General features: G+C 71.4%; 20 protein-coding genes. 9 read left to right on the forward strand and 11 right to left on the reverse strand.

Features of this window, described 5'->3' with window-relative positions:
- Positions 1-59 precede the first annotated feature (59 nt).
- From IE269_RS31985 to IE269_RS31995, 4 genes are all read right to left on the reverse strand, one after another.
- Positions 60-1,136, reverse strand: coding sequence for a DNA-binding protein (locus IE269_RS31985; RefSeq protein ID WP_229898385.1), 1,077 nt, complete (start codon positions 1,134-1,136; stop codon positions 60-62).
- 30 nt (positions 1,137-1,166) lie between these two features.
- Entirely contained in the window at positions 1,167-1,301 is a 135-nt protein-coding gene (locus tag IE269_RS43420; RefSeq protein WP_268253635.1) for a hypothetical protein, read from the reverse strand.
- 160 nt (positions 1,302-1,461) lie between these two features.
- A complete protein-coding gene (locus IE269_RS31990) occupies positions 1,462-2,124 on the reverse strand; it encodes an HAD family hydrolase (protein WP_189826736.1) in 663 nt (220 codons plus the stop codon).
- Positions 2,125-2,183: 59 nt separating this feature from the next.
- Positions 2,184-2,795 (reverse strand): short chain dehydrogenase, encoded by a 612-nt coding sequence (locus IE269_RS31995; protein WP_189826737.1) that lies wholly within the window; start codon positions 2,793-2,795, stop codon positions 2,184-2,186.
- A gap of 221 nt (positions 2,796-3,016) precedes the next feature.
- Between IE269_RS31995 and IE269_RS32000 the strand changes: the two genes are divergently transcribed.
- Positions 3,017-4,114 carry an alpha/beta fold hydrolase gene (locus tag IE269_RS32000; protein ID WP_229898384.1) on the forward strand — a complete coding sequence of 366 codons (1,098 nt, stop codon included), beginning with the start codon at positions 3,017-3,019 and terminating at the stop codon, positions 4,112-4,114.
- A 46-nt stretch (positions 4,115-4,160) separates the two neighbouring features.
- Here IE269_RS32000 and IE269_RS32005 read toward each other — a convergent pair whose 3' ends face one another.
- On the reverse strand, positions 4,161-5,024 hold the full coding sequence (locus IE269_RS32005) for an alpha/beta fold hydrolase (protein ID WP_189826738.1): 864 nt from the start codon (positions 5,022-5,024) through the stop codon (positions 4,161-4,163).
- Positions 5,021-5,854: an alpha/beta fold hydrolase gene (locus tag IE269_RS32010; protein ID WP_189826739.1), complete on the reverse strand. Its 834-nt coding sequence runs from the start codon at positions 5,852-5,854 to the stop codon at positions 5,021-5,023. Before IE269_RS32010 ends, IE269_RS32005 begins: the two co-directional genes overlap by 4 nt.
- A gap of 58 nt (positions 5,855-5,912) precedes the next feature.
- Between IE269_RS32010 and IE269_RS32015 the strand changes: the two genes are divergently transcribed.
- Together IE269_RS32015 and IE269_RS32020 are read left to right on the forward strand one after the other, a co-directional pair.
- The gene (locus tag IE269_RS32015) at positions 5,913-6,380 is read left to right on the forward strand and encodes a MarR family winged helix-turn-helix transcriptional regulator (protein WP_189826740.1); all 468 of its coding nucleotides are present in this window, start codon (positions 5,913-5,915) and stop codon (positions 6,378-6,380) included.
- A gap of 39 nt (positions 6,381-6,419) precedes the next feature.
- Entirely contained in the window at positions 6,420-6,803 is a 384-nt protein-coding gene (locus tag IE269_RS32020) for a VOC family protein (protein ID WP_229898383.1), read from the forward strand.
- 13 nt (positions 6,804-6,816) lie between these two features.
- On the opposite strand, the gene IE269_RS32025 is transcribed toward IE269_RS32020, so the two are convergent.
- The 3 genes from IE269_RS32025 to IE269_RS32035 form a co-directional block, all read right to left on the reverse strand.
- Positions 6,817-7,719 carry an aldo/keto reductase gene (locus tag IE269_RS32025; protein ID WP_229898382.1) on the reverse strand — a complete coding sequence of 301 codons (903 nt, stop codon included), beginning with the start codon at positions 7,717-7,719 and terminating at the stop codon, positions 6,817-6,819.
- A gap of 252 nt (positions 7,720-7,971) precedes the next feature.
- Positions 7,972-9,393 carry a sensor histidine kinase gene (locus tag IE269_RS32030; RefSeq protein ID WP_189826741.1) on the reverse strand — a complete coding sequence of 474 codons (1,422 nt, stop codon included), beginning with the start codon at positions 9,391-9,393 and terminating at the stop codon, positions 7,972-7,974.
- 199 nt (positions 9,394-9,592) lie between these two features.
- Positions 9,593-10,270, reverse strand: a complete 678-nt coding sequence (locus IE269_RS32035) for a response regulator transcription factor (protein ID WP_189826742.1) — start codon at positions 10,268-10,270, stop codon at positions 9,593-9,595.
- A gap of 64 nt (positions 10,271-10,334) precedes the next feature.
- Here IE269_RS32035 and IE269_RS32040 point away from each other — a divergent pair, with 64 nt between their 5' ends.
- Both IE269_RS32040 and IE269_RS32045 read left to right on the forward strand, forming a co-directional pair.
- The gene (locus IE269_RS32040; protein ID WP_189826743.1) at positions 10,335-11,501 is read left to right on the forward strand and encodes a UDP-N-acetylglucosamine--N-acetylmuramyl-(pentapeptide) pyrophosphoryl-undecaprenol N-acetylglucosamine transferase; all 1,167 of its coding nucleotides are present in this window, start codon (positions 10,335-10,337) and stop codon (positions 11,499-11,501) included.
- A complete protein-coding gene (locus tag IE269_RS32045; RefSeq protein WP_189826744.1) occupies positions 11,498-12,496 on the forward strand; it encodes a GDP-mannose 4,6-dehydratase in 999 nt (332 codons plus the stop codon). The genes IE269_RS32040 and IE269_RS32045 overlap by 4 nt, the downstream gene beginning before the upstream one ends.
- 65 nt (positions 12,497-12,561) lie before the next feature.
- Here IE269_RS32045 and IE269_RS32050 read toward each other — a convergent pair whose 3' ends face one another.
- Entirely contained in the window at positions 12,562-13,191 is a 630-nt protein-coding gene (locus IE269_RS32050) for a TetR/AcrR family transcriptional regulator (protein ID WP_189826745.1), read from the reverse strand.
- Positions 13,192-13,453: 262 nt separating this feature from the next.
- Between IE269_RS32050 and IE269_RS32055 the strand changes: the two genes are divergently transcribed.
- The 4 genes from IE269_RS32055 to IE269_RS32070 all read left to right on the forward strand — a co-directional run bounded on the left by IE269_RS32055 (position 13,454) and on the right by IE269_RS32070 (position 18,065).
- Positions 13,454-14,416 carry a tetratricopeptide repeat protein gene (locus IE269_RS32055; RefSeq protein WP_189826746.1) on the forward strand — a complete coding sequence of 321 codons (963 nt, stop codon included), beginning with the start codon at positions 13,454-13,456 and terminating at the stop codon, positions 14,414-14,416.
- 702 nt (positions 14,417-15,118) lie between these two features.
- Positions 15,119-15,754: a DUF6230 family protein gene (locus IE269_RS32060; protein ID WP_189826747.1), complete on the forward strand. Its 636-nt coding sequence runs from the start codon at positions 15,119-15,121 to the stop codon at positions 15,752-15,754.
- Positions 15,755-15,895: 141 nt separating this feature from the next.
- Positions 15,896-16,573, forward strand: a complete 678-nt coding sequence (locus IE269_RS32065; RefSeq protein WP_189826748.1) for a DUF6114 domain-containing protein — start codon at positions 15,896-15,898, stop codon at positions 16,571-16,573.
- Complete coding sequence (locus tag IE269_RS32070; RefSeq protein ID WP_189826749.1) at positions 16,563-18,065, forward strand: hypothetical protein; 1,503 nt, start codon at positions 16,563-16,565, stop codon at positions 18,063-18,065. The genes IE269_RS32065 and IE269_RS32070 overlap by 11 nt, the downstream gene beginning before the upstream one ends.
- 72 nt (positions 18,066-18,137) lie before the next feature.
- On the opposite strand, the gene pyk is transcribed toward IE269_RS32070, so the two are convergent.
- Positions 18,138-19,568 (reverse strand): pyruvate kinase, encoded by a 1,431-nt coding sequence (pyk, locus tag IE269_RS32075; RefSeq protein ID WP_189826750.1) that lies wholly within the window; start codon positions 19,566-19,568, stop codon positions 18,138-18,140.
- Positions 19,569-19,634: the final 66 nt, after the last annotated feature.

Raw genomic sequence — 19,634 nt, forward strand, 5'->3', positions numbered from 1 at the left:
CCGGGTGGCGGGTATACCTCGTACCCCCACGGGGAGGGGTACGGAATGTACCCGCGCGACTACGCGGGGATCTTCAACTCCCTTGCGAGGTAGTGGATATCGTCGCGAAGCATGGCGGGACCGGACTCCACCAACTCGGTCACCGTGCTTCTGGTGAAGATGTTGAAGCGCGAGGTCTCCGGGCTCGTCCTGTACGCCTTCTTGAGGAGGTGGACGACCGCCATGTCCTCCCCCTCCATCCGGTACGCGCGCGCCGACTCCGTCATGTGGAAGCTGCGACGGGTGGCCGAAGGCATCGGTGCGAGATCGATCGTCGTCGCCACCTCCACTGCCTGCCCGGGCTTGGACAGGTCCGTGTGCATCGTCAGCCGGTACGCATCAACCATGCCTTGGCCGAAGATGAGATACGGGTGGGAGTAGCCCGGACCCAGCTTCTTCGCGGCCTGGTCCGCCTTTTCCCAGTGCCGCCAGGCGTCGCCGTCCCGGCCCACCTTCGCGTACGAGAGTGCGGCGGCAAGATGCAGCAGACCGTGATGGGCAACGTCCACCGGGTCGACGGCGGTTGGCTGGATCAGTGCTGCCGCCTTCATCGCCAGGTCGACCCGTGCCTCCGAAGCCTCCCCGGCATCGCGGAAGACGTGGTTCATGTACCAGGCGGCAACCGCGATCGCCCGTGGACTGTCCGCGTCCTGCGCTGCGCTCATGGCCCGGTCCCCGGTGAGCATCACCAGGTCGTGAGCAGGCTGGAAGGAAAGGAAGAGGTGGGTGAGGTGATACGTCTCGGCGAGGGCGACCAGGACACGGCGCCGCTCGGTGCCGTCGTGGGCGCGTGCCGCGTGCTGCAAGTCGCCGAGCAGGCCCGGGACCAGGTCGGCGATGCGCGACCGGTGGTCCCCGCTGGCGTGCCACAGCTCCCACGCCTGCCGTACTCGGGCGGTGAGTTCGGCGGCGGGCTGCGGTTCGTGATCGGATGCCTGGAAGTTGTACGTCGTCAGTGCCTCCCGCACCCGAGGGAGCCCGGGGTGCACCCCCTTCGAGTAGGTGGAGGAGGCGATCCGCTGTTCCCCTGTCAGCTCGGACAGATCGTCCACGCCGATCGCGTCGGCGAGCCGGAGGAGGAGCGGGAGGCGGGGCATGTGGAGACGGTCGCTCTCGATGGCCTCTACCTACTTGGCGGAGCGGCCGACGAAGTCGCCCACCAGAGCGCGCGTCTTGCCCCTGCGCTCCCTTGCGCGCTTCACACGCTTCCCGAAGGTGAGAGGCAGGGTGTGGTCCGTCGTGTTGTCGTTCGGATCGGGCATGGGGAAGCTCCGTTCTGACCTAGACACTCAGAACGCTACTCCCTCTGAACGGCTGGGGAGATGACGAAGTCGCCTCTGCCCGAGCTCCGGGCAGAGGGGAAGAGTGATCACCCCTGAGAGGTCGAGCTGGACGACGCGATGCACGGGTGGAGGGCGATGGTCAGCGCGCTTCAGCGTTGAACTTGGTGATCAGGTCGGGGAGTTCGGAGAGGCTGTCGACGCGGAACGTCGGCAGGTTCAGTGCTTCCTCGCTGCCCCACTGGATGGTGGCCCACGGGCCGCGGCGGACGAGCGCGGTGGGCATGCCCGCAGCGACGGCCGGCCGGAGGTCGTTGTCGACGCGGTCGCCCACGTAGAGGATCTCCTCCGGGGCGAACGGGACGACCTCGGCGACGCGTTCGAAGAAGAGCGGGTCCGGCTTGGACGCGCCCCAGTCGTCCGAGGTGCCGATCAGGTCGACGTCCTCGGTGAACAGGTTCCGCAGGATGCCGCCCGCGCGTACGGTCTGGTTGCCCGCGATGCCGATCCACAGACCCGCCTCGCGCAGCGCGGCCAGGGCCGGGCGGACGTCGGGGTAGAGGTCACTCTCGTCGAAGTGCTCCGGCTGCCCTGCATCCGCGCGGGCCTGTCGCTGCTCGTACAGGTCGAACCCGGGCCGGAACTCCTGGAAGGTCTCCCTGTAGTCCCGCCCCTGGGCGATCACGGCGCCGAACATCGCGGCGAACGTGTGGCGGGGGACGCCGAGCCAGTCGGCCCACGTGCCGTACTCCCGCGTCTCGTCGACCAAGCACTCACCGACGTCGAAGACCACAGCACGAATCATGATCGGAGGATAGGCCGGGGCCCGGACACGGCGATAGCCCGCGCCCCGGGAGGCGCTCGCTACCACCCCACCCGGTACGTCCGCCCTGTCTGGATGCCCTCCGCCGACTTGCGGTAGGCCTTCGCGGCCAGTTCCGCCGGGACCGGCTCGAAGCCGGGGAAGGAGGCGTCGTACTTGGACAGGGACTCCGTCAGCATCGTCGGGCTGACCGCGTTGATCCGCTGCCCGCGCGGCAGCTCCGTCGCGGCGGCCCGGACGAAAGCGTCCACCGCTCCGTTCGCCATCGCGGCCACTGCCCCCGCGCTGATCGGCTCGTGGGAGAGGATGCCCGTGATCAGCGTGAACGAGCCGCCGTCCGCGACCGCCTCCGCCTCCACGCCCCGCCGCACCAGCTCCACCTGGCCGAGCATCTTGTCCCGTGCCCCCGCCATCAGGTCGTCGTACGTCAGCTCCCCGACCGGCCGGAACGGCACCCCGCCCGCCGCGCACATCACCGCGTCGACCCGGCCCACCTCCGCGTACAGCGCGGCGATCGACGCCGGGTCGGTCAGGTCGACCTTCGGGCCCGCCGCGCCGCTGCGCGAGGCCGCGACGATCTCGTGCCGGGGGCCGAGCAGGGAGTGGACGGCGCGGCCGAGCGTGCCGGTGGCGCCGACGAGCAGGATCTTCACGGGGGTCCTCCATACGGTTCGTGGGATGCCGGGCAATTCGGCCGGGCAATTCATGGGACGAATTGCTCCCCCGTGACCGTAACCCCTGGTCGGAACCGGTGCAAAGCCGGTCACGGCAGGGCGCGGCCGACATTGGTTACAGGTGTCAACGGGCGGGCCCCGGGTAGGGGCGGCGCGACAGCAAGACCCGCCGCCACCTGCCAGTCGGAGGACCAACCCCCGTGCGCATCCCCCTCAGAAGCACCGCCGCCGCGACCATCGCCGCCGCAGCCTGCACCCTCGCCATGACCGGCTCCGCGCCCGCCGACACCCCGCACCCCGCCTCGTACCCGAAGACCCCCAAGATCCAGGACACCTTCGACTCCCTCGGCCCCGAGGTGAAGTCGGCCCGGCTGCCCACCGGCCGCACCGCGCACTACATCGACGACGGGCCCCGCGACGGCATCCCCGTCCTGTTCATCGGGGGCACCGGCACGAGCGCCCGGGCCGCGCACATGACCGACTTCTTCCGCACCACCCGCGAGAACCTCGGCCTCCGTCTCCTCTCCGTCGAGCGCAACGGTTTCGGCGACACCCCCTTCGACAGCAAGCTCGGCAAGGCCGACTTCGCGAAGGACGCCCTCGCGGTCCTCGAAAAGCTGGGGGTGCGGAAGGTCCGCGTGATCGCGATATCCGGCGGCGGCCCGTACGCCGCCGAGCTCGCCTCCCTCGCCCCCGACCGCATCGAGCAGCTCCATCTGGCCGCCGCCGCACCGCCGTTCGGGGCGAAGGCCGCGTACTGCGCGCTGCCCGACGACGTCCTCGCGAAGTCGCTCAAGGAGTCGATCACGGACCCGCGCAAGTGGTGGGCGTTCGCGGACGACAGCCCGGTGAAGTCGATCCCGGGCTTCGCGGACACGGCGTACGAGGAGGGTGCGCGTACGTACAACCAGCGCGGGCAGCAAGCGGATCCGGCCCCGCAGGTGCACGAGCAGAAGCTGTACTGCCAGCGTCCCGGCCCGGACCTGTCCAGGCTCAAGGCCCCCGTCTACCTCTACGGCGGGAAGAAGGACACGACCGTCCCGCCCGCGACGCTCAAGACCTGGCAGGAGCACCTTCCCGCCAAGCCCGTCGCGGTGCGCACCTATGCCGACACCGGGCACGACGTCCAGTACCGCCACTGGGACCAGATCCTCGCCGACCTCGCCGGGTACGGCAGCCGCACCGTGGTCTGCCACAAGGGGCGCAGTGAGATGCCGCCCGCCCGGGAGGCGGCGAAGCTGGTCTCCAACGGGCGGGCGACGGTGGGCAGTTGCGCCTGGCAGCGGCAGGGGCGCTGAGGTCCGTCAGTGTGCGCTGAGCCCCGCCAGAGGTTGTTGAGCCCCGTCAGAGGGTGCTGAGGAAGTCGGACACGTACGCGTTGAAGACCTCCGGCCGCTCCAGGCTCGGGTAGTGGGCGGTGTCCTCGACGCGTACGAGACGGCCGTGCGCCACGGTGCGCACCAGGCGATCCGCCATCGCGTGGTTGTCGTCGGAGTCGAGACCGCCGACGATCGCCAGCACCGGTACGTCGATCCGCGCGGCCCGCGCCCAGGTGTCGGTGACCGGGACGACGTGGTGGTCGGGGGAGACCTCGCTGTCCCGGTGCTTGGCGATCGTGTGCGAGGCGAGGTCGCGGAGCAGGCGCAGCACCTCGGGGTCGACCTCGGCGAGGGTCCGGTGCGGGCCGGAGGTGAAGCGCATGAACGCCTCCACCCAGCCCGCCGTGTCTCCCGCGCCGAGGGCCCGGCCCATCTCCGTGAGGGAACGCAGCACGAACGGGTCGTGGAACTCGGTCTCGCTCGTGCCCACCCCGCTGACCACCAACGCCCGTACAAGCGGCGGGTGTTCGAGCGCTACGTCGACGGCGGTCGCCCCGCCCATCGACAGCCCGACCAGGACGGCGGGCCCGGTGTCGAGGTGCTTCAGCAGCGCCGCGACATCGTCGGCCCGCCGGAACGGGGCCTTCGCCACGGACGACGCCCCGTGCCCCCGGGCGTCGGGGGCGATGACGCGGTGGGTGCGGGCGAGCGCGGGGATCTGGGCGTGCCACATGCGGTGGTCGACGAAGCCGCCGTGGAGGAGGACGACGGCGGGGCCGTTGCCGCCGGTGTCGAGGTAGGTGAGGGGGCCGTCCGGTGAGCCGAGGGTGCGCAAGTCGCCCCGACTGACCTCCGTCGAAGGGTGGTTGAACGTCTCCCCGCCCCTCACAGCGACTCCAGGAAATCCGCGAGGTGGGCGTTGAAGAGGTCCGGCCGTTCCATGTTGGGGTAGTGGGCGGTGCCTTCGATGCGCAGGGTCCGTCCGTCGCGTACGGTCCGGGCGAGCCGGTCCGCCATCTCCAGGTGGTCGTCGGAGTCGAGCGCCCCGTTGAGGGCGAGTACGGGCACGTCGACGCCGGCGGCGCGCGCCCAGGTGTCCGTGACAGGTACACGGTGGTCGGGCTCGGCCCCGGTGTGCTTGGAGATCGTGTACGTCTGCATCTCGCGCAGCAGTTGTACGACGTCGGGGTCGACGTCGTCGAGGGACCGGTGCGGGCCTGCGGCGAACAGCGTGAACTCCTCCACCCACCGGGCCGCGTCCCCGGCCGTGAGCGCCTTCACCTGTTCGGCCTGACGCTCCAGCACCCACGGGTCGCGCCACTCGGGCTCGCTGGTGCCGACGCCGCTGACCGCCAACGCCCTTACCAGCGTGGGGTGTTCGAGGGCCGTGTCGACGGCGGTCGCGCCGCCCATCGACAGCCCGACCAGCACGGCGGGCCCGACGCCCAGGTGCCGCATCAGGGCCGCCACGTCGTCGGCGGGCCGGAACGGGGCCTTCGCCACGGAGGAGTCGCCGTGTCCCCGGGCGTCGGGGGCGATGACGCGGTGGGTGCGGGCGAGCGCGGGGATCTGGGCGTGCCACATGCGGTGGTCGACGAAGCCGCCGTGGAGGAGGACGACGGCGGGGCCGTTGCCGCCGGTGTCGAGGTAGGTGAGGGGGCCGCCGTCGGCCTCGTAGACGTACGAGAAGGATTCCTGGGTCCTGAGCGCGTCAGTCATGACAACCAAGGTGTCATGCGGGGTGCTGGAATGGCAACCAAGGTGTCATTCTGGAGGCATGAACGAGACCCCCCTCCCGCCGGACGCACTCGCCCACCGCCTCACCGAGGTCTTCGACCTGGTCGGACCGCTCTACCGGCGCGTGCAGCGCAAGGTGGAGCAGGCGGCTCCGCTGGAGGGGGTGTCGGTGGGGGTGCGCGCGGTGCTGGACCTGCTGCGGGCGCGCGGCCCGATGACGGTGCCGCAGATGGGCCGGGCACAGTCGCTGAGCAGGCAGTTCGTCCAGCGGATGGTGAACGACGCGGGGGAGCGGGGCTGGGTGGAGACCGTCCCGAACCCGGCCCACCAGCGCTCCTCGCTGGTACGGCTCACGGACGCGGGCCGTACGGTCATCGCCGCGGTGACCGCCCGCGAACACGCGCTGCTGCGCCAGGTGGGCGGCGACCTGACGGAGGCGGAGGTGGGGGCGTGCGTGCATGTCCTCGGCCGGATGCTGGCCCTCTTCGACGACGTGGACGTCGACTGAGGGTGCGGCTGCGATCAGGCGGGATGCCAGGATGCGGGGATGAAATCTCGTACGCAAGGCATGTGGTGGGGCACGACCGTCGAGGCACCGGACCCCGGGGCGCTGGCCGCGTTCTACGCGGAGCTGCTCGGGTGGCACGTGGGGCACGAGGAGCCGGGGACGGCGATCGTGGCGGCCTCGCCGCAGGGGCCGTTCTTCGTGTTCCAGGAGGCGAAGGGGTACCGGGCCCCGGTGTGGCCCCCGGTGGAGGGGGAGCAGCGGCCGATGATGCACCTCGACTTCCAGGTGGGGGACCTGGACGAGGCCGTGGCGGAGGCGGTCGCGCTGGGGGCGACGCTGGCGGAGGCCCAGCCGCAGGAGAACGTGCGGGTGCTGTTCGACCCGGCCGGCCATCCCTTCTGTCTCTGCTACGACGAGGGGTGACCGGCGGGACTTGTCAGGCGGGGTTCAGCAGGGCCAGGTCCTCGTCGGTGAGTCGCAGGGCGGCGGCCTCGACGTTCGCCGCCAGGTGGGCGGGGTCGCCCGTGCCCGGGATGGCCAGGACGTGGGGGCCCTGGTGGAGGGTCCAGGCCAGGCGGATCTGGGCGGGGGAGGCGTCGTGGGCGCGCGCGACGGTGAGGACGCGGTCGTCGTCGGTGCCGGTGGTGCCTGTTTCGCGGCCCGCGCCGGCGATGGCGTAGAAGGGGACGAAGGCGATGCCCTGCTCGCCGCAGGTGCGCAGGACGGCGGTTTCCTCGGGGGTGGCTTCCAGGCCGTACGGGTTCTGGACGCAGACCACGGGTGCGATGGCCCGGGCTTCGGCGAGGTGGGCGGTGGTGACGTTGGAGAGGCCGAGGTGGCGGATGAGGCCGGCCTCGCGGAGTTCGGCGAGGGCGGAGAAGTGCTCGGCGATGGAGCCGGTCGTCCTGCTGCGGGGGATGCGGAGGTTGACGACGTCGAGGTGGTCGCGGCCGAGGGCGCGGAGGTTGTCCTCGACCTGGTCGCGGAGCTGGTGGGGCTCGGCGTACCACCAGGAGCCGTCCGGGTTGCGGGCCGGCCAGACCTTGGTGGTGATGGTCAGGTCGTCGGCGTACGGGGAGAAGGCGGCGCGGAGGAGGTCGTTGGAGGAGTGCGCGGAGGAGAAGTAGAAGGCGGCCGTGTCGAAGTGGTTCACGCCGAGGTCGAGGGCGCGGTGCAGGAGGGCGACGGCCTCGGCGCGGTCGCGCGGGGCGGAGGCGGTGTTGAGGGCCGGGCCGATCTGGGGCAGCCGCATGGTGCCGTAGCCGAGGCGGTTGACGGTGAGCTCACCGCCGAGCGTCCAGGTTCCGGCGGCGGCTGCGGGGTGCAGGGTCTGCGGCAAGGCACGTCCTCTGGGTCGGGGGTCCACGGGCCTGCTGGCGGTGGCCGACTCGGAGTATGGGGGTGTGGGGGGCTGGGGGAGAAGGGGTGCCGGGGTGGGCAAAGATCACACCGGGGTCGGGAACACGGGGGTGGGGTGTCGGGGTTGACACTGGTGTCGGTCGTTGGGGTGGGCGTGGGGTGGGCCGGCACGCGGTGCCGGGCGAGGCGCGAAGAGGACCGCCCCCGGCACCGGGCGCACAGGGCCCCCGCCTCACCCCCCGGACCGGGACCCCTCTCCGAACCGCAAGCGGAACAACGCCCCGCCGCCCGGCGCCCGTTCGGCGGTCAGCTCCGCGCCGTGCGCCCGGGCGATCTGGCGGGCCATCGCCAGGCCGAGGCCCGAGCCGGGCAGCGCGCGGGCCGCCTCCGCGCGGTAGAAGCGGTCGAAGACGTACGGGAGGTCCTCGGCGGAGATGCCGGGGCCGTGGTCGCGGACCGTGATCTCCAAGTGGCCCTGGGACAGGGTGAGTTCCACTTCGACCGGTGCTCCTGGTGGGCTGAACTTGGCCGCGTTGTCGAGCAGGTTCGTGAGGAGTCGGGTCAGGCGGGCGGGGACGCCGGGGAGGGTGAGGGGGGTGGCCTCGTTCGCCAGGGAGAGGGGGAAGGGGGTGGTGGGCCAGTGGGCCTCCGCCGTCGAGACCGCGTGTTCGACGAGTGAGGCGATCCGGACCTCCTCCAGGAGGGGCTGCGGCTCCTCGTCGCGGGCGAGCTCGATCAGGTCGTTGACCAGGCCGGTGACCTCACGGAGCTGGCGGCCGAGCGCACCGGACGCCCGGTCCCGCTGCTCCGGGCTCAACCGGTCGGCACGGGCCAGGAGTTCGGCGTTGGTGCGCAGGGCGGTGAGGGGGGTCCGGAGCTCGTGGGAGGCGTCGGCGACGAGGCGGCGCTGGGCGGAGACGGACTGTTCGAGCTCGCCGAGCATCGTGTTGAAGCTCGCGGCGAGGCGGGTGACCTCGTCCTCGCGGCCCGGCGGACCGGGCGGCAGCTCGATGCGGTGGCGGGGGTCACGGGTGGCGGCGATGCGTTCGGCGGTGGCGGTGAGCCGGGCGACGGGGGCCAGGCCCGTACGGGAGACCCAGTAGCCGAGCGCGGCGGCGAGCAGGACGCCCGCGCCGCCGACGGCCGACAGCAGCAGGGCCGCCTGGCGGATGCCGCGCTGCACCGAGTCGGAGCGCAGGGCGAGTTGGAGGGAGCGGCCGTCGTCGAGCGGGGTGACGGCCATGCGGGCCGGGTGGCCTTCGAGGGTGAAGTTGGAGAAGTACGGGGCGCGTTCGCCGGATGCCACCTCGCGCACCGGGGGCGAGACCGGCAGCACGTACGGCTCGGCCGGGTCCTTCGCCGGGTCGGCGGGGACGGCCTGCGCGCACGCCGGGGCGGACAGGTAGCGGCACTCGCCCGCGAGGACGCCCGTGGCCGGGTGCCGGTCGGCCTGGACGATGCGGGTGGCCGACTGGGTGAGGTTGAGGTCGAGCTGGTGGTACATCTCGTACCGGATGACGAAGTACGCGGCCGTGCACACCCCGATCGCGACCAGCGCGACGGCGGCCGACGCGGCCACCGCCAGCCGCGTCCGCAACGGCCGGTGCCTCCGCCACCGCGCCCCGAGCGCCCGCCTGCGCCGGCCCCCGCTCATGACGGGTCCCGGGGGAGTCGGGGCGCGCGCGTGGCGAGGGCCGTGCCGGCCGGCTCGTCCCGGCGAGGAGTGTCCGCAACCAGAGGTTCCAGAGGTCCCAGAGGTCCCAGAGGTCCCAGAGGTTCCAGTGGTCCCGGTGGCCCGCCGGGCCGAGGGGGTCCCGGTACGTTTCCGGGCGCGCGCCCCCGCGCACCCCCGCTCACGCCAGATCCAAGCGGTAGCCGACGCCGTGCACCGTGTGGACCAGGCGGGGCTCTCCCGCGGCTTCCAGTTTGCGGCGCAGGTAACCCACGTACACCGCAAGGGAGTTGGAGTCGGGGCCGAAGTCGCGGCCCCAGACCAGTTCGAGGATCAGCTCGCGGGGGAGGACCTGGCCCGGGTGGCGGAGCAGCAGCTCCAGCAGGGCGAATTCCGTGCGGCTGAATTCGAGGGGGCGGCCCGCGCGGTGGCCGGTGCGGGTGACCGGGTCGACGGTCAGGTCCGCGTACGAGAGGGAGTCGTCCTCCGGCAGCGGCGCGGCCCGGCGCAGCAGGGCGCGCACCCGGGCGACCAGCTCGTCCAGGGCGAAGGGCTTGACCAGGTAGTCGTCCGCGCCCGCGTCCAGGCCGTCGACCCGGTCGCTCACCGAGTCCAGGGCGGTGAGGACCAGGATCGGGATGCGGTTGCCCAGGCCGCGCAACTGGCGGCAGACCGCGAGGCCGTCCAGCACCGGCATCATCACGTCCAGGACGAGCGCGTCGGGCTGCCAGGAGGCGACGGTGGAGAGCGCCGTCAGGCCGTCCGGGGCGCCCCTGACCTCGTACCCCTCGATGGAGAGGCCGTCCTCGACGGCGGCCCGCACTTCCGGTTCGTCGTCGACCACCAGGATCTTCGTCATGGGGTGAATCCTGCCAAACCGGGCTCTTAGAAGCTTCTTAGGGATCTTCGTGAGTGTGGCGGCCATGAGCACACCACCCTCAGCGGGACCTCTTTCCGTCGTGATCGGCGCGGGCGGCACCGGCGGGCACATCTACCCGGGGCTGGCCCTCGCCGAAGCCGTGCGGCGGGCCGTGCCCGACGCCGTCGTCTCGTTCGTCGGGACGACGAGAGGGCTGGAGACCGACCTCATACCGGGGGCCGGGTACCGGCTGCACACCGTCGACATGATTCCGTTCGACCCGTCGCTCGGGGCGAAGAGATTCCTGCTGCCCGCCGCCCTGCTGAAGTCGGGGGCGCAGGCGCGGGCGATCCTCAAGCAGCAGGGCGCGCACGTTGCCGTCGGCATGGGCGGATATCCGAGTGCTCCGGTGATCGTCGGCGCGAGGATGGCCGGGCTGCCGAGCATCATTCACGAGTCGAATGCCGTCCCCGGGCGGGCCAATCAGTTCGCGGCCCGGCTGACCGGCAACATCGCGATCGCCTTCGACCGCAGCCGGGCCCACCTGGCGGGCGGGCAGAACGCCATGACGGTGGGCATGCCGATCGCCGCGTCCCTGGCCCGCCTCGACCGGGTGGGGCTGCGCGCCGAGGCGCGGCGGGCGCTGGGCGTCCCGGCGGGGGCGCGGCTCGTGCTCTTCAACGGGGGCAGCCTCGGCGCCGTACGGCTCACCGAGGCGGCGATCGGGCTCGCCGAGCGGTGGCGCGGGCGCAGCGACGTACACCTGCTGATCAAGACGGGTCCGGCCAAGCTGGAGGAGACGCGGGCGCGGGTCGGGGCCAACCCCGTCGCCACGGTCGTGAAGTACCTCGACCGGATGGACCTCGCGTACGCCGCCGCCGACCTCGTGGTCTGCCGGGCCGGGTCCGCGACCGTCGCCGAGCTGGAGACGGTCGGCGTCCCCGCCGTCCTCGTGCCCTACCCGCACGCCCCCGGCGACCACCAGACGCACAACGCGCGGGTGCTGTCGGACGCCGGCGCCGCCGAGCTCGTGCCGGACGAAGAGACCACCGCCGAGCGGCTGGCCGCGCTCGTCGAGCCGCTGCTCGCGGACCCGGCGCGGCTCGCGGCGATGTCCCGCGCGGCCGGTCCCAGCACGCACGCGCAGGCCGCCGATCTGCTGGCCGCGCAGGTGCTGCGGCTGTCCGGGCTTCCTCAATTCACCTACGGAGCAATGGAGTTCACGTCATGATCAATCGTATTGACTGGAACGGCCGCAAGGTCCTCGTCACCGGCGCCGAGGGCTTCATCGGCTCCACGCTCGTCGACCTGCTGGTGGACCTCGGGGCGGACGTCCGCGCCTTCGTGCACTACAAGCCGTACGCCGAAAAGGGCTTCCTCAAGCACCACTTGACGAGCAGTCAGGTGGAGATGTTCACGGGCGACGTGCGCGACGCGGGGCGTGTGTCCGACGCCGTCGCGGGCTGCGACACCGTCTTCCACCTCGCCGCGCTCATCGGCATCCCGTACAGCTACTCCTCGCCCGGCGCGTATGTCCAGACGAACGTGGTCGGTACGGAGAACATCGCGGAGGCATGCCGTCGGCACAGCGTCCGCCGCCTCGTGCACACCTCCACGAGCGAGGTGTACGGGACGGCCCTGACCGCCCCCATCAGCGAGGCCCACCCGCTCCAGCCGCAGTCCCCGTACTCCGCGTCGAAGATCGGCGCCGACATGATGGCGCTCAGCTTCCACCACGCCTTCGAGCTGCCGGTGACGGTCGTGCGGCCCTTCAACACGTACGGTCCGAGGCAGTCCGCGCGTGCCGTCATCCCGACCATCCTGGCCCAACTCCACTCCGGAGCACGGGAGATCAAGCTCGGCTCGCTCACGCCGACCCGCGACTTCACGTACGTCACGGACACCGCGCGCGGTTTCCTCGCGATGGCCGACTGCGACCGGGCCCTCGGGCAGACCGTGAACCTGGGCACCGGGCGCGAGATCGCCATCGGCGAGCTGGCCACCGCCCTGATCGCCGCCTCCGGGCGGGACGCCGAGGTCGTCGTCGACCCGGCCCGGCTGCGGCCCTCCGGCAGCGAGGTCGAGCGGCTGCTCTCCGACAACACCCGCGCGCGCGAGTGGGCGGGCTGGGAGCCGGAGACGAGCCTGGAGGACGGGCTGAAGCACACCAGCGAGTGGGTCGCGGAGAACGTCCACCTCTTCGCGCCGGACCGCTACCAGGTCTGAGCCGCGGGCGCCGGACCGCTGCCGGGTCTGAGCCCCGGGCACCGGACCGCTGCCGGGTCCGAGACCTAGGCAGGGGTCACGCCGCCCAGGCCGCCCACCAGCAGTGCCGTGAAATTGCGGGCCCACGTCTCGTCCACCGGCTCCGCGCTCACCAGCGCCCGGTGCACGACGGCCCCGGCGATCACGTCGAAGATCAGGTCCGCGTTGCGGGCTGCCTGTACGGGGGACTCCTCGTACGGCAGCTCGCCGCGGGCCTGCGCGCGTTCCCGGCCCAGGAGTACGAGGCGCTTCTGGCGGTCCACGATCGCCGAGCGGATCCGCTCGCGCAGGGCCGCGTCCCGGGTGGACTCCGCGACCACCGCCATCAGCGCGGTCTTCGTCTCGGGGCGTTCCAGGAGCGCCGCGAACTGCAGCACCACGCCCTGTACGTCCTCCAGCAGGCTGCCCCGGTCGGGCAGCTGCAGCTCGTCGAAGAGGACCGCGACCGCGTCCACCACCAGCTCGTTCTTGTGCGCCCAGCGCCGGTAGAGCGTCGTCTTGGCGACCCCGGCGCGCTGTGCCACGTCGCCCATGGTCAGCTTCGACCAGCCCAGTTCCACCAGTGCGTCCCGCGTCGCGTCCAGGATCGCCGCGTCGGCGGCGGCACTGCGGGGGCGCCCGGGACGAGGGTGCGCGGGAGTGGCGGGGGTGGACATGACCGCGACCATACCGGTGAGTAGGTACGGCCCGTCATCGGCTCGGCGCATGATCGTGAGGGAGATCACGAGGCGCCCCGGAGGGTTGTCGAGTTACGCTACGACCTGTAGCGAAAGCTCCTCCGCGGCCCCGTACCGGGACCCGGGCGGGCCGAGCGACAACCACCGGCGCCAGGTGGGGACCCGGCGCCCTACGCATCACCCGTCGCGGCAGTGCCGCGACGCTTTTCTGAACCGGTCGCCGAGGGGGGAGGATGTACGTATGCAGCCTAGGAACATGTCCATGAGCGGCGTCGTCGACCTCGCCGCGGTGAAAGCGGCCAACGAGGCCAAGCAGAAGGCGGAGCAGGCGCGTGCCGAGGCCGCCCGGCAGGGCGGCGCACCGGCCGTGCCCGCCGCCAACCTCGTCTTCGACGTCGACGAGGCCGGATTCGAGACCTCCGTCCTCCAGCTCGCCTCCGAGGTGCCGGTCGTCGTGGCCTTCTGGTCGCGCCGCTCCGAGCAGAGCGAGCAGCTCGTCCAGCAGCTCGCCGGCCTCGCCGCCGAGTACCGGGGACGCTTCGTCCTCGCCAAGGTCGAGGGCGAGAGCGCCCCGATGCTCCTCCAGCAGTTCGCCGTCCAGGGCGTCCCGGCCGTCTTCGCGGTCGTCGCCGGACAGGCCCTGCCGCTCTTCCAGGGCGTCGCGCCCGAGGAGCAGATCCGCGCCACCCTCGACCAGCTGATCCAGGTCGGCGAGGAGCGCTTCGGGCTCGTGGGCATCCAGGTCGCGGACGGTCCCGTCGCGGCCGACGCCCCGGTCCCGGTCGGTCCGTACGACGCCCTGCTGGACGCGGCGATGGACGCGCTGAACGCCAACGACTTCGCGGGCGCGGTCCAGGCGTACAAGAACGTACTGGCCGACGACCCGGCGAACCCGGACGCCAAGGCCGGTCTCGCGCAGGCCGAACTGCTCGGCCGCGTAACGAAGTTGGACCCGCAGCAGACCCGCAAGGACGCCGCCGAGCGTCCGGCGGACGTGCCCGCGCAGATCGCCGCCGCCGAACTCGACCTGGCCGGCGGCCACATCGAGGACGCCTTCGGGCGGCTCGTCGACACCGTGCGCGTGACGGCCGGGGACGACCGGGACGCGGCGCGCGTGCGACTGCTGGAACTCTTCGAGGTCGTCGGCGCGGACGACCCCCGGGTCGGCAAGGCGCGGACGGCGCTGGCGCGGGTGCTGTTCTAGGCGGGGCGCACGTCTCCGTCGGCGTACCGGACGTAACGAAGCCTCCTTGCGGAAGTGCTCCGTACGGAAGTGCTCAAAGCGGCCTCACGGGGTGTCGGTGCTGTGTGCATCGGCACCCCGTTCAGCTCTCCTTGTCGATAAACCGCGGCTCCGCTTTGCCAAAACTTGGCAATTGCGGGTGCTGTTACTCGCAGTAAAGCGAACTCGCCCTTCTGTCCGCCTTGTTGCGGCAATCACCCGATTTTCCGCGTCACGCGACGCAGCCGTCCGCGACCCTGCGAGACCGGCAGACAGCGCTTCGGTTATCCGCCCGTTACTAGCCAGTAACGAACCCCCTTGTGCCAGGCCCGTGAATGCACCACGATCGGCCACGCTCGGTCCATTGCCCCAGACCTGACAAGCCAGTCGGGTCCCGCGGGCCCTGGGTCCCCACCGAGTGGGCCGGCAGCAGTGGTGCCGGCTCTGGACAGGGGGGTCTCCGCCCATGCGGCGGGGCCTGTCCAGCAGGTTGCGCGAACGCGTGGCCAGTGGTTGTCGCTCGGGGGTGATCGCCGGTGATTCGGACGGCACGGACGTGGCTCACGCCGTGGTTCACGCCTGATGACACGGGCGCCCGCACTCCGAGGACGTAGCACTTCTCCCATCCCAGGACGGGCCCCTCGCCCGCATCCGGAGATGTACGTCCGAGAAGGAGGAAAGTACATGAGCTCAGCAGTACGCGGTGGGACCAGATGGCGTCGCTTCGCCGTCGTCATGGTGCCGAGCGTGGCCGCGACCGCGGCGATAGGCGTGGCCATGGCGCAGGGCGCGCTGGCGGCTTCGTTCAGCGTCTCCGGCCAGGACTTCAAGGTCACCACGGACAAGCTGGACGGCACGGGCTTCGTGCAGTACGGCTCGATCGCCGAGGGCACGGACCTGAAGGGGAACCCGGCCCTTCACCCGGTCGCGGTCTCCGGCTTCAAGTCGGCCACCATCACCAACATGTGCCAGTCGGTCGTCACGCCCGACGTCCCGATCTTCGGCAGCATCAGTCTGATGCTGAAGGCCGGTACGGACGCGTCGAAGCCGGTCGAGGCCAAGAACATCTACCTCGACGTCGCCGACCTCGACGCCGACGCGGAGTTCTCGAACATCGACATCGGTGTCGCCGCGGGCAAGGCCAACAAGGGCCCGGGCATCCAGCCGGGCACGAAGGCCAACCCCTTCGGCTTCGCGCAGCAGGCCGACCGGGCCGTGCTGACCAACGTGAAGCAGCGCGCCTGGGCGACCTCGGCGGGCACCTTCAAGCTCAGCGGTCTGAGCCTGCGCCTGCACAAGGGCGTCAAGGAGTGCTACTAAGCACTCCGTTGCGGGCGGGGCGCTAGCAACTGCCTTGCCCGGCAGCCGTGTTGAGCGGTTGCCGGACGAGTGCGGGGCGCTCCGCCCGTTCCCCCTCCCTCATCTTCTGCACAGCAACACCGGTTCCAGGGAGCTGTTTTCATGAGCGCCGAGACCTCGGTTCCGAGCGAGAGCCGCGATGGCGAGAGCCGCGATTTCCACTACTGGCGGCTGCGCTTCCGCGCCTGGCGGAGTGTCCGGCCGTTCTGGGCGGGCCTGTTCACCCTCATCGGTGGCATCCCGATCATGTATTTCCCGTACAACGGGCTCAAGATGGGGGCGCTCACGCTCACCATCGCGACGACGGCGGGAGCGGGCTCGCTGATCATCGGCGTGCTGCTGGTCACGCTGGGCCTCACGATGTGGTTCCACTCCATCGTGCGGATCTTCGCGGGTGTGGCCTCGATCCTGCTGGCCCTGGTCTCCATTCCGGTGTCGAACATCGGCGGCTTCCTCATCGGCTTCCTGTTCGCCATGGTGGGCGGCGCGATGTCGATCGCGTGGGCCCCGGTGAAGGGGGCGGCGGCTCCGGCCCCGGTCGAGGGGGCTGCCGCTGCTTCCGGAGCGCCGTTCGCGGGCGGGCTCTTCGACGGTACGCAGTCGGGCCCGGCCGGCCCCGAGGCGCCCGCCGAGCAGACGATGGCCCTGACGCAGGTGCCGCCGCAGGCGGAGCAGCCCTCGCAGCCCGGGCAGCCCAAGGCGAACCTCACGAAGTCCCCGGGGGCCGGACCGGACACGACCACGACCGACGCCGATGGCAGGAGGAACAGTGCGGGGTGACGAGGCCCAGGTGACCGCGGGCGGGGGAGCGGAGGCCCGCGGTAGAAGCGGGCCGCGTCACGCGGCCCCCAAGAAGTCGCTGCTGACCAAGTTCCACATGCCGGCCGGCAAGGCGCTCGCCCTCGCGGCGATGCCCACGGCGGTGCTCGTCGGGATGAGCCTCACGCCGAAGCTGGCGATGGCCGCCGAGGAGCCCGGCAACCCGTTCGCCCCCGGCCCGTGCGTGACCCAGCCGGACGAGGCGGGCAAGGACGACGCGGCCAAGGACGACGAGGCCAAGGGCAAGGACGACGCCGCCAAGGACGAGCCCGGCAAGGACGCGGAGAAGGACAAGCCCGCCAAGGACGAGCCGGCCGAGGACGGCAAGCCCGACCCGGCCGGCCCCGACGCCACGAAGCCGGACAAGACCCCGGCCCCGGACGGGACCAAGGCCCCGGCCGAGACCCCCACGCCGGAGAAGAAGGCCCCCGAGGCGCCCGCCACCACTCCGGCCCCCGCCGAGACGGAGACCAAGAACCCGCTGGACCCGCTCGGTGTGGGCCCCGCGATCAAGGACTTCTTCGAGGGCCTGGGCGGCAAGAAGGAGGAGCCCGCTCCTCCGGCGGCGGACCCGGCGAAGCAGGACGCGGCGAAGCCGGACGCGCCCGACGCGGCCAAGGACCCCGCGAAGAAGCCCGACGCGGACGCGGCCAAGAAGGACGCCGAGCCGGCGAAGAAGGCCGACAAGCCGGACCCGAAGGACGACGCCGAGGAGTCCAAGGCCGACAAGGAGTCCAAGGCCGAGAAGGACGCCAAGGAAGCCAAGGACAAGCTCGACAAGGCGGCCAAGGACGCCAAGGAGAAGGCGGACGCCGCCGCGGCCAAGACTGAGAAGGCCATCAAGGCCGCCGCCGAGAAGCTCGGCATCAAGGTCGAGGACTTCGACAAGGACGGCGACGGCAAGCCCGATCTCGTCCCCAACGAAGACGGCCAGATCCCCTTCCCCTGCCCCGTCGCGGACCCGGACGCCCTGGCCAACGCCAAGCTGGAACCGGGCATCCCGGACCTCCCGGACGACCCCTGGATCCTGGAAACCTCGATGCTCACGCTCCGGGGCCTGGACTACGCGGGTGTCGTCGAGGTGCGCACCGCGGGCGGCAAGATCAAGAAGGTCCTGAAGTTCACCGCCAAGGAAACGGACATCAAGGACCTGCACCAGACGACGGTCGGCCCCAACGGCACCACGGGCCACGTCCAGGCGCGCAAGGGCTCCACCTCGACCCTCCGCCAGGGCACCGTCACGATGTACACGGAGGAGCTGAAGGGCAACCTCTTCGGCCTCATCCCGGTGACCTTCAGCCCCCAGACCCCGCCCCCGCTGAACGTCCCCATCGCGATGTTCACCAAGGTCAAGGTCACTCAGGCGGGCCAGTTCGGCGGCACCCTGACCGTCCCCGGCCTGCACAACTACTTCACCGGCCCGGGCACGGGCAACGCGGCAGCGGCCGACTGAGCACAGCCGAAAGGGCGGGCCCGGGGTTCTCGAGGAACCCCGGGCCCGCCCTCATGCGGGGACCGCGCGACGTCAGTCGCGCTCGCCGCCGCCCAGGTGGTGCACCCGGACCATGTTGGTGGTGCCGGGGATGCCGGGGGGCGAGCCCGCCGTGATGACCATGGTGTCGCCGTCGTTGTAGCGCTTGAGCTTCAGCAGCTCCGCGTCCACCAGCTCCACCATCGAGTCCGTGTTGTGGACGTGGGGGACCACGAAGGACTCGACGCCCCAGCTGAGGGCCAGCTGGTTGCGGGTGCCCTCGTCCGTGGTGAAGGCCAGGATCGGCTGGGCCGCGCGGTAGCGGGACAGACGGCGGGCGGTGTCACCGGACTTGGTGAAGGCGACCAGCGCCTTGCCGTCCAGGAAGTCCGCGATCTCGCACGCGGCACGGGCGACGGAACCGCCCTGCGTGCGCGGCTTCTTGCCGGGGACCAGCGGCTGGAGGCCCTTGGAGAGCAGCTCCTCCTCGGCCGCGACGACGATCTTCGACATCGTCTTGACGGTCTCGATCGGGTAGGCGCCGACCGAGGACTCGGCGGACAGCATGACCGCGTCCGCGCCGTCGAGGATCGCGTTGGCGACGTCGGACGCCTCCGCGCGCGTCGGGCGGGAGTTGGTGATCATCGACTCCATCATCTGGGTCGCGACGATCACCGGCTTGGCGTTGCGGCGGCACAGCTCCACCAGGCGCTTCTGCACCATCGGGACCTTTTCGAGGGGGTACTCGACGGCCAGGTCACCACGCGCGACCATCACACCGTCGAACGCCATGACGACGCCCTCCATGTGCTCCACGGCCTGCGGCTTCTCCACCTTGGCGATGACGGGGACCCGGCGGCCCTCCTCGTCCATCACCTTGTGCACGTCCTTGACGTCGTCGGCGTCGCGGACGAAGGACAGGGCGACCAGGTCGCAGCCCATGCGAAGGGCGAAGCGGAGGTCCTCGACGTCCTTCTCCGAGAGGGCCGGGACGTTCACCGCCGCGCCGGGCAGGTTGATGCCCTTGTGGTCGGAGATGACGCCGCCCTCGATGACGATCGTCTTCACGCGCGGGCCGTCGACCGACACGACCTTCAGCTCGACGTTGCCGTCGTTGATGAGGATCGGGTCGCCCTTCTGGACGTCGCCCGGCAGGCCCTTGTACGTGGTGCCGCAGATGGACTTGTCGCCCGGGACGTCCTCGGCGGTGATGGTGAACTCGTCACCGCGCACCAGCTCGACGGGGCCCTCGGCGAACTTCGCCAGGCGGATCTTCGGACCCTGGAGGTCGGCGAGCACGCCCACCGCGCGGCCGGTCTCGGCGGCGGCCTTGCGGACGCGGTCGTACCGGCCCTGGTGCTCCTCGTGGGTGCCGTGGCTGAAGTTGAATCGGGCCACGCTCATGCCGGCTTCGATCAGAGCGACGAGCTGCTCGTGCGAGTCGACGGCGGGGCCAAGGGTGCAGACGATTTTGGAACGGCGCATAAGGCGGATCCTATCGGTTTGTTTCGCTGCGGAATATTCCGTCTGGTGGAATGTACAAATGGGCGC

This window comes from Streptomyces spiroverticillatus, assembly GCA_014650415.1.
Lineage (GTDB): Bacteria > Actinomycetota > Actinomycetes > Streptomycetales > Streptomycetaceae > Streptomyces > Streptomyces spiroverticillatus.

Excerpts from the sequence above, each read along its gene's own strand:
- IE269_RS31985 (WP_229898385.1), bottom strand. The coding sequence starts at position 1,136 with ATGCCCCGCCTCCCGCTCCTCCTCCGGCTCGCCGACGCGATCGGCGTG.
- IE269_RS43420 (WP_268253635.1), bottom strand. The coding sequence starts at position 1,301 with ATGCCCGATCCGAACGACAACACGACGGACCACACCCTGCCTCTCACC.
- IE269_RS31990 (WP_189826736.1), bottom strand. The coding sequence starts at position 2,124 with ATGATTCGTGCTGTGGTCTTCGACGTCGGTGAGTGCTTGGTCGACGAG.
- IE269_RS32010 (WP_189826739.1), bottom strand. The coding sequence starts at position 5,854 with ATGACTGACGCGCTCAGGACCCAGGAATCCTTCTCGTACGTCTACGAG.
- IE269_RS32015 (WP_189826740.1), top strand. The coding sequence starts at position 5,913 with ATGAACGAGACCCCCCTCCCGCCGGACGCACTCGCCCACCGCCTCACC.
- IE269_RS32020 (WP_229898383.1), top strand. The coding sequence starts at position 6,420 with ATGAAATCTCGTACGCAAGGCATGTGGTGGGGCACGACCGTCGAGGCA.
- IE269_RS32030 (WP_189826741.1), bottom strand. The coding sequence starts at position 9,393 with ATGAGCGGGGGCCGGCGCAGGCGGGCGCTCGGGGCGCGGTGGCGGAGG.
- IE269_RS32035 (WP_189826742.1), bottom strand. The coding sequence starts at position 10,270 with ATGACGAAGATCCTGGTGGTCGACGACGAACCGGAAGTGCGGGCCGCC.
- IE269_RS32040 (WP_189826743.1), top strand. The coding sequence starts at position 10,335 with ATGAGCACACCACCCTCAGCGGGACCTCTTTCCGTCGTGATCGGCGCG.
- IE269_RS32045 (WP_189826744.1), top strand. The coding sequence starts at position 11,498 with ATGATCAATCGTATTGACTGGAACGGCCGCAAGGTCCTCGTCACCGGC.
- IE269_RS32050 (WP_189826745.1), bottom strand. The coding sequence starts at position 13,191 with ATGTCCACCCCCGCCACTCCCGCGCACCCTCGTCCCGGGCGCCCCCGC.
- IE269_RS32055 (WP_189826746.1), top strand. The coding sequence starts at position 13,454 with ATGCAGCCTAGGAACATGTCCATGAGCGGCGTCGTCGACCTCGCCGCG.
- IE269_RS32060 (WP_189826747.1), top strand. The coding sequence starts at position 15,119 with ATGAGCTCAGCAGTACGCGGTGGGACCAGATGGCGTCGCTTCGCCGTC.
- IE269_RS32065 (WP_189826748.1), top strand. The coding sequence starts at position 15,896 with ATGAGCGCCGAGACCTCGGTTCCGAGCGAGAGCCGCGATGGCGAGAGC.
- pyk (WP_189826750.1), bottom strand. The coding sequence starts at position 19,568 with ATGCGCCGTTCCAAAATCGTCTGCACCCTTGGCCCCGCCGTCGACTCG.